The sequence below is a fragment of the Methylobacterium sp. SyP6R genome (assembly GCF_019216885.1).
Lineage (GTDB): Bacteria > Pseudomonadota > Alphaproteobacteria > Rhizobiales > Beijerinckiaceae > Methylobacterium.
Genome location: NZ_JAAQRC020000001.1, coordinates 5,547,757 through 5,561,027, shown reverse-complemented (window position 1 = coordinate 5,561,027; position 13,271 = coordinate 5,547,757). Strand labels below are relative to the sequence as shown.

Genomic DNA, 13,271 nt, shown 5'->3' with positions numbered 1-13,271 from the left:
GTGACCATCGAGAGGCGGCCCGGACGGGCCGATGGGGGGAGGCAGGAATGGTCGCTCTGAAAAGGTCCCACCCGCTGTCGCGAAACCGGTCTGCGATCCGGTTCCGGCCCACCCGGTCGGCCGCGCCCGAGGACGAGGCCGCGGCGCCGACCGCGCGCGAATGCGAGCTGATCGCGCTCATCGCCCGGGGCCTGCCCAACAAGCTCATCGCCCACGAATTGGGAATCTCGCCCAACACGGTCCGGGCGCATATCGGCAACATCATGCGCAAGTACGGGCTCAGCAACCGGACGCAGATCGCCATGCTGCTGACGCCGCTGCTACCGGCCGCCGTCGGGCAGGCGCTCCGCCGCCGCTAAAGCAGACTCCGACGAAGCAGATACCGATTCGTCGAAGAATGCGGCACGATCGAAGACCTGGAGCAGCGTCCGCCCGCACCGCGATCGGGCGCTGCCCCACCGGCCCTGCGCCTTCCGAGATCGTGGCTCAGCCGAAGACCCGGCCGAGCGCCCCGTCGATCGCCTCGACGATCCGGTCGATGTCGGCCGGGGTCGCGATCAGGGCCGGACTGAGGCAGAGCGTGTTGTTGAGCCCGGCGAGCGAGCGGTTGGTGGCGCCGATGATCACGCCGTTGGCCATGCAATCGGCCACCACGGCCTGGACGCGCTTCTCCTCCGCCGGCTCCCGGGTCGTGCGGTCGGCGACGAGTTCGGCGCCGCAGAAGAGGCCCTTGCCGCGCACGTCGCCGATGACGGCGTGGCGCTCGGCCAGGCCATGCAGGCCGGCCATCAGCCGCTCGCCCATCGCCAGCGTGTTCTCGATCAGGCCCTCGTCCTCGATGATCCGCATGTTCTCCAGAGCCGCCGCCGGGCCGGCGGTGCAGCCGCCGAAGGTCGAGATGTCGCGAAAGTACGACATCGGATCCGAGGCGTCGTCCTTGAACAGCGAGAACACCGCCTCGGTCGTCGTCGTGCAGGCGATCGCCGCGTAGCCCGAGGCCACGCCCTTCGCCATCGTGACGAAATCCGGCTTCACGCCGTAATGCTGGTAGCCGAACCAGGCGCCGGTGCGGCCCATGCCGCAGACCACCTCGTCGATGTGGATCAGGACCTCGTGCCGGCGGCAGATGTCCTGCACCTTCTCCCAGTAGCCCTTCGGCGGCGTGATGACGCCGCCGCCGGCGGTGACCGGTTCGAGGCAGATCGCCCCGACGCTGTCGGGCCCTTCGCGCAGGATCACCGCCTCGATCGCGTCGGCGGCCCTCTCGCCGTAATTCTCCACCGCGCCCCACTGGCTACGGTATTCGAGGCAATGCGGCACCGGCACGAAGCCGTCCGGGAACGGCCCGTACTGGTCGCGGCGCTGGTCCTGGCCGGCGGCCGCGAGCGCGCCGATCGTGGTGCCGTGATAGTCGCGCTCGCGGAACAGGATCTTGGATTTCCGCCCGCCATGGTGCCGGTGCGAGATCTGGCGCACCATCTTGAACACCTTCTCGTTCGCCTCGGACCCCGAGTTCGAATAATAGACCCGGCTCATCCCGGGCATTTTTTCGATCAGCCGCTCGGAGAACAGGGCGGCCGGGACCGAGCCGGCCGAGCCCGCGAAGTAGTTGAGCTTGACCAATTGGTCGCGCACCGCGTCAGCGATGCTGGTGCGGCCGTAGCCGACATTGACGGTCCAGACGCCGCCGGAGACCGCGTCGAGATATTCGCGCCCGGTCGCGTCCCAGACGCGCATCCCCCTGCCCTCGACCATCACCCGAGGGTCGACGGTCTCGTAGAGCTTGTGCTGCGACAGGTGGTGCCAGACATGGGCCCGGTCCGCCTCGATGACGTGGCGCAGGTCGTTGGTGCGGGACATGTCGTTCATCGGGCGTCTCTCGAACGAGGGGGCGAATCGGCCGGAAGCGTCACACCTTACCCTTCCACGGGGTGAGGCGCCGTTCCAGCCGGCGCATGCCGAACTCGAACGCTGCCGCGAGCGTGCCGATGACCAGGATGCCCATCACCACGATGTCGGTGCGCAGGAAATTCGAGGCGTTGAGCACCATCTGGCCGATGCCGGTCGAGGCCGCGACCATCTCGGCCGCCACCAGCGTGGTCCAGCCGACGCCCATGCCGATGCGCAGGCCCACCAGGATGTCGGGGAGCGCCGCCGGCAGGACGACGTGGCGCACCACCTGCGCCCGGCTGGCGCCGAGCGCGCGAGCGGCATTGACCTGGTCGAGGCTCGCCGCCGAGACGCCGGCCCGGGCCGCGAGCGCGACGGGGGCGAAGCAGGCGAGGAAGATCAGCAGGATCTTCGAGGTTTCGCCGATGCCGAACCAGATGATGACGAGCGGCAGGTAGGCGAGCGGCGGCAGCGGCCGGTAGAATTCGATGAACGGGTCGAGGATCGCCCGTATGCTCGGGTTCAGGCCGGTGGCGAGGCCGACCGGGATCCCGATCAGCGCCGCGAGTACGAAGGCGCCGACCACCCGCATCAGGCTGGTCATCACGTGCTCGATGAGCGGCGCCCCGTCGATCCGCCCGTCCAGCGCATCCGAGAAGGCGGACAGCACGCTCGCCGGCCGGGGCAGGAACAACGGCTTGACGAGGCCGAGTTGCGTCGCCGCGAGCCAGGCGACGAAGGCGACCGTGACGGTCGCGAGGCTGATCAGCAGGGCGGTCGGCGCGGCGCCCCGCATCGCCGCACGGCGCCGGCGGAACGAGGACAGGGCGCGCGCGGCCGCGTCGGGCGCGTCGGCGACGGCCTCGCCGGACGCGGCAGGGGGAGACGTGAGGGGTCTCATGCGGCGGCTCCTCGCTCGGATTCGGGTCTCGCCCCGCCATGGTCGTGGATGAAGCGCAGCACGCGCTCGCGCATGGCGATGAAGTCGGGGCTGGACTTCACCGCCCGCGAGGTCTCGCCGCCGAGGAAGCGCCGGCAGAAATCGAGCGGCACGATCTCGGCGATGCGTCCCGGCCGGGGGGTCATGATGACGAGCTTGGTCGCCAGGAAGATCGCCTCCTCGACCTCGTGGGTGATGAAGAACGCCATCTTCTGCGTGCGCGCCCAGACGGTCAGGATCAGCTCCTGGACCTGCTCGCGGGTGAAGGCGTCGAGGGCGCCGAGCGGCTCGTCCATCAAGAGCATGCGCGGATCGGCGGTGAGCGCCCGGGCGATGCCGACGCGCTGCTGCATGCCGCCGGAGAGTTCGTAGATCCGCTTCGTCCCGACATCGCTCAGGCCGACGAGATCGAGCATGGCGCGGGCCCGCGCCTCGCGCTCGGGCCTCGGGACCCCCTGCATCTTGAGGCCGAAGGCGACGTTGTCGAGCACGTCGAGCCAGGGCATCAGGGCGTGGCGCTGGAACACCACGCCGCGATCGGCCCCGGGTCCGGTGACCGGGCGCCCGTCGAGCAGGATCTGCCCCTCCGTCGGCGGCAGGAAGCCGGCGATGCAGTTGAGCAGGGTCGTCTTCCCGCAGCCCGAGGCGCCGAGCGCCACCACGAACTCCCCCGGCTCGATCGTCAGGTCGACCCAGGACAGGGCGAGCGTCGCGCTCTCGCCCTCGCCGTAATGGACGCTGAGCTTCCGGATCTCCAGCATCGGCCGATCTCCTTGCGGCAGGGGTTGCCGATCAGGGCTTGAGGGCGGCGTCGGCGAAGTCGGCGGTGACGAAGGCGCCGTAATTCGGCGCGAGTTCGGGCACCCGCCCCTGCTCCTTGAGGAATTCCGCCGTCGATTTGAGCGCGTCGGCCGCGCCGCCGCCGAGCCAGCGGGGCGAGGCCTGCTCAGGCAGCGTCGGGAAGCGGTAGGCCCCGAGCGAATCCGGCACGTCGGCAGGCGCGGCGCCGGTCCATTTGGCGATCGCCGCGACCTGCGGCGAGGTCGTCGTCCAGCTGCTGCCCGACTTCGCGTAATCGGCATCGGCGGCGGCGAGCAGCCGCACGAAGGTGACCAGGACATCGCGGTGGGCCTTGAGGGCGGCGTCGGTCGCCACGATGCCGTCGAAGGTCGCCTTGCCCTTGGCGGCGAAGTCGCCGGCCGAGGCCAGGACCGTGCCGGTCTTCTTCACGTTCGTCAGCACCGGCGCCCAGACGAAGGTGGCGTCGATGTCGCCGCGCTCCCAGGCGGCGGCGATCTCCGGCGGGCGCATGTTGAGGATCCGGACGTCCTTCGGGCCCAACCCCGCCTCCTTGAGGGCGTACATCAGCTGGTAATGGGCGGTGGAGACGAAGGGCACGCCGATCGTCTTGCCTTTCAGATCCTTGATCGACGCGATTCCGGTGCCCTTGCGCGCGACGAGCTGCTCGGCATTGCCGATGTCGTCGAGGATCCAGAACAGCTTGATCGGCAGCCCCTGGGAGGCCGCCGCGGCGATCGCCGCGGAGCCCGACTCACCGACATCGACGCTGCCCGACGCCATGGCGCGGACGACGTCGGCTCCGGTGGCGAACTTGACCCACTTCACCCTGGTGCCGGTTTGCTTCTCCAGCTCGCCGCTCTCCATCAGCACGCGGATCGGCGTCGTCATGTCCTGGTAGGCGAAGGTGAGGCTCTTGTCCGCCGCCCGCGCGGGGCCGGTCCCGAGCCCGGCGAGCGAGCCGAGGGCGATGGCGGCGAGAGCGGAGAGCAGGGACTTACGGGTGATCATGCGCGGTCCTCGTTGCGAACCCGGCGGTGCGAGCGCCTGCCGTCGCCTCGGCGTCCCGGCCTCAAGCAGGTTTCGGGCCGCGATCCGCAGGGGTGGCCGGATCCGGCGGGAGGAGCGGTCGTTTCGGCGCGGTGGCGACCGCTCGCGCGGGCATCCGCCGCCCGTTTCCGGCCCGGACGGCGCAAGGTCAATCCCGCCCGCAAGCAATCTCGCGGGCGCGCGAAAACGATTCTCCCCCTGCCGAGGGCGGAAGGAGACGGCCCATTCCTCGATCGCGGCAGCGCCGATCCGCTGCATCTCCCTGGCACTGGAAGATGAGATAAAAATTTTTACTTGCAGTCAGGCCCCGGCCTGCGACCGCGATCAGAGCTCCGCCTTCTGCCGCTGCGGGTTGTGCCGCATGACCTTGCGCAGGATGCGCGAGACCTGCTCGGCCGAATAGGGCTTGTGCAGGAGCTCGAATCCGGCCGCGCTCTCCTCGGCGAGCACGTGGCTGTAACCGGAGGCGAGCACGATCGGCAGGTGAGGCAACCGCCGGGCGAGGAGCCGGGCAAGCTCGATCCCACCCATACCCGGCATGACCACGTCGGAGAACACCACGTCGAAGCCGGCGCCGTCGGGCCCGAGCTTCTCGATCGCGTCCTCGGCGTTGACCGCCCAGGTCGTGGCATAGCCGAGGTCTTCCAGGATCTGGGTCGCGAAGCGCCCGACCTCGAGATTGTCCTCGACCACCAGCACCCGCTGGCCGACGCCGCCGGGATCGACCTGGCCGGAATCGCCCCGCACCGCCTCCCCTGCTGCGAACTCGGCCTCGACCTCCGGCAGGTAGAGGGTGAAGGTCGTGCCCCCTCCCGGCACGCTCTCGACCGCAACGTCGCCGCCCGATTGCTTGGCGAAGCCGAAGACCTGGGAGAGGCCGAGGCCCGTGCCCCGCCCGACCTCCTTGGTGGTGAAGAACGGCTCGAACACCCGCGCCAGCAAGTCGGGCGGGATGCCGGTGCCGGTATCGTGCAGCGAGACCGCCGCGAACGGACCCGCCGCCCCGGCATGCCCCCGGATCGGCGGCAGGTCGACGCCGCAGGCGAGGCGCAACGTCAGCGTGCCCGCGCCCTCCATCGCGTCGCGGGCATTCACCGCCATGTTGACGAGCGCGGTCTCGAACTGGCTCGCATCGACCCGCACGAGGCAGGGATGGTCCGGGACCTCGGTCGCGACGGTGATCCGGGCGCCGGTCACGGTATCGATCAGCTCGGCGACGATGCGCAGGCGCGCGCCGACATCGAGTGTCTCGGGCTTCAGGGCCTGGCGGCGGGCGAAGGCGAGGAGTTGCGAGGTCAGCTTGGCGGCCCGGTCGACCGTCTCGGAGACCGCCGTGAGGTAGCGGCTGCGCCGCGCCTCGGGCAGGTCCGGCCGGCGCAGGAAATCGACCGAGGAGCGGATGATGGTGAGCAGGTTGTTGAAATCGTGGGCGACGCCCCCGGTCAGCTGACCCACCGCCTCGAGCTTCTGCGACTGGCGCAGGGCCTCCTCGGCCTGGGCCAGCGCCGCGGCCTGGGCCTTCTCGGCGGTGACGTCGCGGCCGCTGGCGAAGACGAGGCCGCCCTCGACCGAGGTGTGCCAGGAGAGCCAGCGCGGGGTGCCGTCCCGGTGGAGGTAGCGGTTCTCGAAACTGGTGAGGTGGCGGGCGGCGGCCGCGGCTTCGAGGGCGGCCGTCGTCGCCTCGGCATCCTCGGGCAACAGGAAATCGAGGACGCTGCGCCCCACCACCTCGGCGGGCCGGTGCCCGAGGATCGCCTCCCAGGCCGGGTTGACCGAGCGGAAGATCCCGTCGGCCCCGATCACCACCAGGAGGTCGCGGGAGTTGCGCCAGACCCGGTCGTGCTCGGCGGTGCGCTCCGCGACCCGCTGCTCCAGGGTCTCGTTGAACCGCACCAGCTCGGCCATCATCCGCGTCTGGTCGTCGATGTCGGTGCTGGTGCCGACCCAGCGGGTGATCGCGCCCCGGTCCGTCAGGACCGGCCGCGCCCGGGCCAGGAACCAGCGATAGGCCCCGTCGGCGCGCCGCAGGCGGTATTCGCACTGGTAGTCGGCATGCTCCTCGACGGCGGCGCGCCATTCGGCGGTCACGCGCTCCCGGTCGTCGGGATGGATGATCGCGCACCAGCCCTCGGCGTCGAGCGCGCCGGGCGGGACGCCCGTATAGGCGTAGGTCCGCGCGTTGAACCAGACGGCGCCTCCCTGCGTGTCGGTGGCCCAGACGAGGTTGGGCAGCACCTGCGAGAGCACGCGGAACTGCTCCTCGCTGTCGCGGAAAGCCGCCTCGGCCTGCTTGCGGGCGGTGACGTCGATGGCGGTGCCGACCACCCGGATGCAGACCCCATCCGCGAACAGGCCGCGGCCCTTGGCGGCGACCCAGCGGACCTGCCCGTCCTCCTTCCCGATCGTGCGGTATTCCACGTCGTAGACGGCGCGGCGGGCCGGATCCGCCGCGGCGGCATAGGCGGCGAGGGTGGCCTCGCGGTCGTCCGGGTGGAGGCCGGCGTAATAATCCGCCATCGAGACCGGCACCTCGGGCGAGATGCCGAACATCGCCTTCACGCGCGCCGGCCAGTACAGGGTGTCGGCGACGACGTCGACGTCCCACAGCCCGATCTCGGCGGCCTCGGTGGCGAGACGCAGCCGGGCCTCGCTCTCGCGCTGGCGGTCCTCGGCCTGCCGGCGCGCCGTGTCGTCGAGATGGAGCCCGTCCCAGATCACCTGATCGTCGGCGAGGCGCGGCGCCGAGATGATGCGGGTCCGCACGAGGCGGCCGTCGGGGCGGCGCATCGGCGCCTCGACGTCGAAAGGCGCCAGCGTCCGGATCGCCTCTTCCTCCGCCTCGGCGATGCGCGCCCGGTGCTCGGGCAGGATCAGGTCGTAGGCGGCCGCGGGATCGGCGAGCACGGCCTCGGCCGGAACCCCGGTCATGCGCTCGAAGCCCTGCGAGACGGCGAGGAAGCGTCGGCCGGTCCCGTCCCGGGGCGTGGCGATCTGGAACACGTAGCCGCCCGGCAGGTGGTCGGTCAGCGCCCGCAGGCGCGCCTCCGCCTCGCGCAGGTCCCGCTCGGCGACGACCCGCCCGGTCGTCTCGGTGCAGGCGCAGAACATGCCGGCGACCCGGCCCGCCTCGTCCCGCAGGGGCGAATAGGAGAAGGTGAACCAGGTCGGCTCGTCGTAGCCGTGCCGGTTCATCACGAGCGGCAGGTCCTCCGACCAGGTCGGCTCGCCGGCGAGCGCCCGGTCGATCAGCGGCGCGATGTCCGGCCAGATCTCCGACCAGATATCGCGGAAGCGCCGGCCGAGCGCCGCCGGATGCTTGTCGCCGAGGATCTCCGCATAGGCGTCGTTGTAGAGGAAGCGGAGTTCGGGCCCGAACGCCACGAACATCGGGAAGCGCGAGCCGAGCATCAGGCTCAGCGTCCCGCCCAGGCACGGCGGCCATGTCTCCGGCCGCCCGAGGGGCGAGCCCGACCAGTCATGGGTCCGCATCATCGCGCCCATCCGCCCACCTCCGGCGAGGAAGGACGGGGGGTCGGGGGCGGCGGTGTCGGGCATGCGGTGGGAACGGGTTCGATCGCGGGTCTCTCGAACGTGAGACCCGCGCGGCTCGCGTCAAGGGCTCGGAGTCGAGAGGCTGGGGATCGGGCCCGAGCGGCGCGACCGGCAACGGTCGGGATAGGGTCGAAACGAGTGCGGTGGGCATCATCGGCGCCGGGACCGTGCGGTTCCCCGTGATGCACGTCGCCGTTCAATCCCCCGCAGCGTGAAGTTGTTGTGATTGTTGCATGTTTGCAGCAGTCAGGTCGGCCGGCATCGTCTCTAAGCAGGGATACTGGACCACTGCATGCCTAAGGCCGTCGCGCGATTATGACCGGAAGCACCACGCCGATCGGACGCCTGTCGGCCGCGGCGACCGTCCTGCTTGTTCTCTCTGCTCTGGTACCCGTTCAGGCTGAGCCAAGTGGCCAACCTATGACAGACCAGGATGGCGTGCGCGATGCCGGCCAGGACAAAGCAAAGAAGTCCGATCAGGCGAAGAAGTCCGACAAGAGCAACGACCAGAAGGACGTCGATACCGAGCATCTGTTCGGCTTCACGGAAGGAGCCGATGCCGGAGAAAAGGGCGAACAGGAAGCGGTGATCGATACGGTCACGCGCATCGGCAAGCGTAGAGACGGCCCAGGCCCATCGACGTACCGGGTCTTCGACACGCGGTTCGCCTACCAGTTCGACCCGATCGACAAGCTGAGCATCGAGCTCAGCGCTTTTGGGACGCTGCGGCGGCAACGCAACATCATCGATCTCGACGACAAATCCTATGGGACCTTCGACGGCGTCTCCATGGAGGTGAAGTACCAGTTCCTGAAAGGTTCGAAGGAGCAGCCGCTCGGGCTCGCCCTGGAGCTGCGCCCGCGATTCACGCGCATCCTGCCGGTCGAAGGCAATGGCGCCGACATTTTCGACATCGAGAGCCTGCTCCAGCTCGATGTCCAGGTGGTGCCGGACAAGCTCTGGTACGGCAGCAACATCAGCTTCGAGCCCGCCGCCGGGCGCCAGCGGGGTGGCGGTCCCGGCTATCGCTCCTCCACGTTCCTGTGGTCGAACGCCCTCGTGGGACGAGTCGGCGAGAGCACCTATCTGGGTCCGGAGCTACGCTACCTGCGCGGCTACGAAGGAACCTTCCTGAACCGGCTGGAGAGCGAAGCGCTCACCCTGGGACCGGCCCTGCATCACAGATTCACCGAGAAGATCTGGCTGACCGTCGCGTATGCGGGACAGGTTTGGGGCCGCGACGCCGATCCGACCCTGGCCGGCCGCGCCCTCGGCCTGAACCAGTTCGAGCGGCATAACGTCAGGGTCAAGTTCGGCATGGAATTCTGACCGGCGATCGCGCTCGGCAATGCGGCGCTCGCCGAATGCGCCCGGCCGAAGCGGATACGGTTGCGATGCCGCTGCCGGTCAGGCGGCTTGCCCACAAGCTGCCTGACCGGACGCGCCCCGTCACTTCCTCAGCAACGGCACGCCCTTGGTGGTGAAACGCTGCCCGCCGCCCGCCGGCCGCTGTGGGCCCCGCCCCTTGGCGCCCGGCTTCGCGCCGAGCCCGGTTCCCGGCGGCTGCGAGAACGGCACCAGCTGGTCCGGCCGCGGCCCGATCAGGTCGGCGCGGCCCATCGCCCGCAACGCCTCGCGCAGGATGGGCCAGTTCTCGGGGTCGTGGTAGCGCAGGAACGCCTTGTGCAGGCGCCGCTGGCGCAGGCCCTTGATCGCCTCGACCGGCTCGCTGCCGCCGCGCCGCACGCCTTTCAGCGTGTTGACCTCGGTGTGGTACATCGCCGTGGCGGTCGCCATCGGCGAGGGCAGGAAGGTCTGGACCTGGTCGGCGCGATAGTCGTTCTTCTTGAGCCAGAGCGCGAGGTGCATCATGTCCTCGTCGGTCGTGCCCGGATGCGCCGCGATGAAGTACGGGATCAGGTAGTACTTCTTGCCCGCCTCCTTGGCGGCGGCGTCGAACATCTCCTTGAAGCGGTCGTAGGTGCCGATCCCCGGCTTCATCATCTTGTCGAGGGGCCCGCGCTCGGTATGCTCGGGCGCGATCTTGAGGCGACCGCCGACGTGGTGGGTGACGAGTTCCTTGACGTATTCGGGGCTCTTGACCGCGAGGTCGTAGCGCACGCCCGAGGCCACCATCACCTTCTTGACGCCCTTCACCTCCCGGACCTTGCGGTAGAGCCGGATCAGGTCGTCGTGCGAGGTGTTGAGGTTCGGGCAGATGTCCGGGAAGACGCAGGAGGGTAGCCGGCACGCCGCCTCGATCTTCGGATCCTTGCAGGCCATCCGGTACATGTTGGCGGTCGGCCCGCCGATATCCGAGATCACGCCGGTGAAGCCCGGGGTCTTGTCGCGGATCAGCTCGATCTCGCGCAGGATCGAGCCCTCGGAGCGGTTCTGGATCACCCGGCCCTCGTGCTCGGTGATCGAGCAGAAGGTGCAGCCGCCAAAGCAGCCGCGCATGATCGTCACCGAGAACTTGATCATGTCCCAGGCGGGAATCTTGGCATCGCCGTAGGACGGATGGGGGGCCCGCGCGTAAGGAAGGTCGTAGACCGCATCCATCTCCTCGCTGGTGAGCGGGATCGGCGGCGGGTTCACCCACAGGTCGCGGTCGCCGTGGCGCTGCACCAGCGGGCGGGCGTTGCCGGGATTGGCCTCCCGGTGCAGCACGCGGGAGGCGCGGGCATAGGCCTCCTTGTCGTCCTTCACGTCGTCGTAGGCCGGGAGCCGGATCACGGTGTCGCCGGGTTTGCGGGTGGCGGCCTCGTCGGCGGAATCGAGGTCGTCGGCGGGCAGCTCGGTGTAGTGCTCGGGCACCCGGCGGAACAGGGCGACGCCGCGGATCGAATCGAGGTCGTGGGGCGCTTCGCCGGCGGCCATGCGGTTGGCCACCTCGACCACGGCGCGCTCGGCATTGCCGTAGATCAGGAGGTCGGCCTTGGCGTCCGCCAGGATCGAGCGGCGCACCTTGTCCGACCAATAATCGTAATGCGCGATGCGGCGCAGCGAGGCCTCGATGCCGCCGAGGATGATCGGCACGTCCTTGTAGGCCTCGCGGCAGCGCTGCGTGTAGACGATGGTGGAGCGGTCCGGGCGCTTCCCGCCCTCCCCTCCGGCCGTGTAGGCGTCGTCGTGGCGAAGCCGCCGGTCCGCGGTGTAGCGGTTCACCATCGAATCGAGGTTGCCGCCGGTGACGCCGAAGAACAGCTTCGGCCGGCCGAGCACCTTGAACGGCTCGGCCGATTGCCAGTCGGGCTGGGCGATGATGCCGACCCGGAACCCCTGCGCCTCGAGCAGCCGGCCGATGATGGCCATGCCGAAGCTCGGATGGTCGACATAGGCGTCGCCGGTCACCAGCACGATGTCGCAGGCATCCCACCCGAGCGCCGCCATCTCGGCGCGGCTCATCGGCAGGAACGGCGCCGCCTTGCCGGCGCGCGGCGGCGTGAAGGCCAGGGGCGGGCAGGCCGGGAGAGCCGGGGATCGCGAGGGAGCCGGGGAGTGTTGGACGGGCGCGTGGAGTTCCATGGCGGCGATGCATAATCCGCCGGGACCGCGAGATCAACGAACGGCGCGATCAAGGCAGGGCAAACGACGACGCAGGGCAAGGAGAACACGGGGTATCGAGCACAGGTTGCCCAAGTATCGAGACGCCGGAGCTGAACGTACAGCCAAGCTGACGGGATTCCGGTCTCACGCGCACGCCACCGTCGCCGCGCCGGATCAAAAGCGGTCATCCGCGGTTGGTCGAGCATGTGGTCCAGGCGGCGACGGTGGAGACGGTTTCATGAACACGGCACCCGACGGTTCGATCATCCGGCGCGACGCGAAGCGGCCCGATCTCCTGGCCTTCGAGATCAAGGACCGGATCACCAAGCCGGACATCGAGTGGATGTCGGCCCTCGTCGACGAGGCCATGCGGACGCACGACACAATCGACATGCTGCTGATCATGTCGCACTACGAGGGCTCGGATCTCGGTGCGCGGTTCGACGCCTACGCCACCGGGGTGATGGCCCGCTCGGTGGCCCATATCCGGAACTACGTCGTGGTCGGCGCGCCGGCCTTCGCCCGGGCGATGATCACCCTGTCTGGAACGGTGCTGCCGGTCGAGACCCGGACGTTCGAGCTGTCCGAGGAGGCACAGGCCTGGGCCTATCTCGACAAGGCCGGCCCGGCCAAGGCCTGACGGTTCGGATGGGCCCCGCCCCGGGATGGCCGGGCCCCCAGGCCGTCTAACGGGATAAAAGCCCACGATGGCATTTTCTGCCGCCCGGCACAGGACGGAAGGCGAATGTTCTGGTATTCGCCGTGACCGCACGATTGCGGGGCGCGCGCCACGCGGCGAAACTCGACGTCGTGGATGACGAACCAGATAGCTGCCCATGAAGCTCGACAGGATCGACCTCAAGATTCTTTCTGAATTACAGAAGAACGGCCGTATTACCAACGTCGAGCTCGCCGAGCGGGTCAATCTGTCGCCGAGCCCCTGCCTCATGCGAGTGAAGAAGCTCCAGACGGAAGGGTACATCGCGAATTACTCCGCCCAGATCAATCTGTCGAAGCTGGGACAGGCCCTGACCGTCTTCACCGAAGTGACGCTCAAGAACCACAGGCAGGCGGATTTCGCCCGGTTCCTGGCGGCCATCGAGAAGATCGAGTCGATCATGGAATGCCACCTGATCTCCGGTGGCTACGATTACCTGCTCAAGTTCGTGACGGTCGACGTGATCGAGTACCAGACGACGATGGAGCGATTGCTGGACCTCGATGTCGGCATCGAGCAGTATTTCAGCTACGTCGTGCTGAAGTCGCCGATCGTGCGGACGTACCTGCCGCTCGATACGATGTTCAAGCTTTGAGGCGGGCGGCGGAAGTCCCGATACTTGCAGGGCTGTCGAGGAAAAAAGAATGGCGCGGGTTTTCCCCTCCCCCCTCTGCGGGGGAGGGTGGCCTACGGAGTAGGCCGGGAGAGGGGCAGCGCGACGCTGATCCAGAGGGCGCCCTTCATCATAGGCGCGACTTTTCCGGAAGCGGCATC

10 protein-coding genes are annotated in these 13,271 nt (G+C 69.0%); 4 read left to right on the top strand and 6 right to left on the bottom strand.

All coding sequences use genetic code 11. The features are described 5' to 3' along the window. Positions 1-47: 47 nt before the first annotated feature. Positions 48-359 (top strand): response regulator transcription factor, encoded by a 312-nt coding sequence (locus tag HBB12_RS25505; RefSeq protein ID WP_236991937.1) that lies wholly within the window; start codon positions 48-50, stop codon positions 357-359. A gap of 127 nt (positions 360-486) precedes the next feature. On the opposite strand, the gene HBB12_RS25500 is transcribed toward HBB12_RS25505, so the two are convergent. The 5 genes from HBB12_RS25500 to HBB12_RS25480 form a co-directional block, all read right to left on the bottom strand. Continuing rightward, the gene (locus HBB12_RS25500) at positions 487-1,869 is read right to left on the bottom strand and encodes an aminotransferase family protein (protein WP_236991936.1); all 1,383 of its coding nucleotides are present in this window, start codon (positions 1,867-1,869) and stop codon (positions 487-489) included. Positions 1,870-1,909: 40 nt separating this feature from the next. Further along, positions 1,910-2,791, bottom strand: a complete 882-nt coding sequence (locus HBB12_RS25495) for an ABC transporter permease subunit (protein WP_236991935.1) — start codon at positions 2,789-2,791, stop codon at positions 1,910-1,912. After that, positions 2,788-3,591 (bottom strand): taurine ABC transporter ATP-binding protein, encoded by an 804-nt coding sequence (locus HBB12_RS25490; protein ID WP_236991934.1) that lies wholly within the window; start codon positions 3,589-3,591, stop codon positions 2,788-2,790. Before HBB12_RS25490 ends, HBB12_RS25495 begins: the two co-directional genes overlap by 4 nt. Positions 3,592-3,622: 31 nt before the next feature. Further along, complete coding sequence (tauA, locus tag HBB12_RS25485) at positions 3,623-4,639, bottom strand: taurine ABC transporter substrate-binding protein (protein ID WP_236991933.1); 1,017 nt, start codon at positions 4,637-4,639, stop codon at positions 3,623-3,625. 363 nt (positions 4,640-5,002) lie between these two features. Next, a complete protein-coding gene (locus HBB12_RS25480; RefSeq protein ID WP_236991932.1) occupies positions 5,003-8,233 on the bottom strand; it encodes a PAS domain-containing protein in 3,231 nt (1,076 codons plus the stop codon). Positions 8,234-8,545: 312 nt separating this feature from the next. Between HBB12_RS25480 and HBB12_RS25475 the strand changes: the two genes are divergently transcribed. Next, positions 8,546-9,559, top strand: coding sequence for a DUF6662 family protein (locus tag HBB12_RS25475; protein WP_236991931.1), 1,014 nt, complete (start codon positions 8,546-8,548; stop codon positions 9,557-9,559). Between the two features lie 120 nt (positions 9,560-9,679). Here the strand turns inward: HBB12_RS25475 and HBB12_RS25470 are convergent, their stop codons facing one another. Beyond that, positions 9,680-11,638, bottom strand: a complete 1,959-nt coding sequence (locus HBB12_RS25470; protein WP_236992893.1) for a YgiQ family radical SAM protein — start codon at positions 11,636-11,638, stop codon at positions 9,680-9,682. Positions 11,639-12,017: 379 nt separating this feature from the next. Here HBB12_RS25470 and HBB12_RS25465 point away from each other — a divergent pair, with 379 nt between their 5' ends. Then, the gene (locus HBB12_RS25465; protein WP_236991930.1) at positions 12,018-12,419 is read left to right on the top strand and encodes a SpoIIAA family protein; all 402 of its coding nucleotides are present in this window, start codon (positions 12,018-12,020) and stop codon (positions 12,417-12,419) included. A 196-nt stretch (positions 12,420-12,615) separates the two neighbouring features. Then, positions 12,616-13,092 (top strand): Lrp/AsnC family transcriptional regulator, encoded by a 477-nt coding sequence (locus tag HBB12_RS25460; RefSeq protein ID WP_236991929.1) that lies wholly within the window; start codon positions 12,616-12,618, stop codon positions 13,090-13,092. The last annotated feature ends 179 nt before the right edge of the window (positions 13,093-13,271 follow it).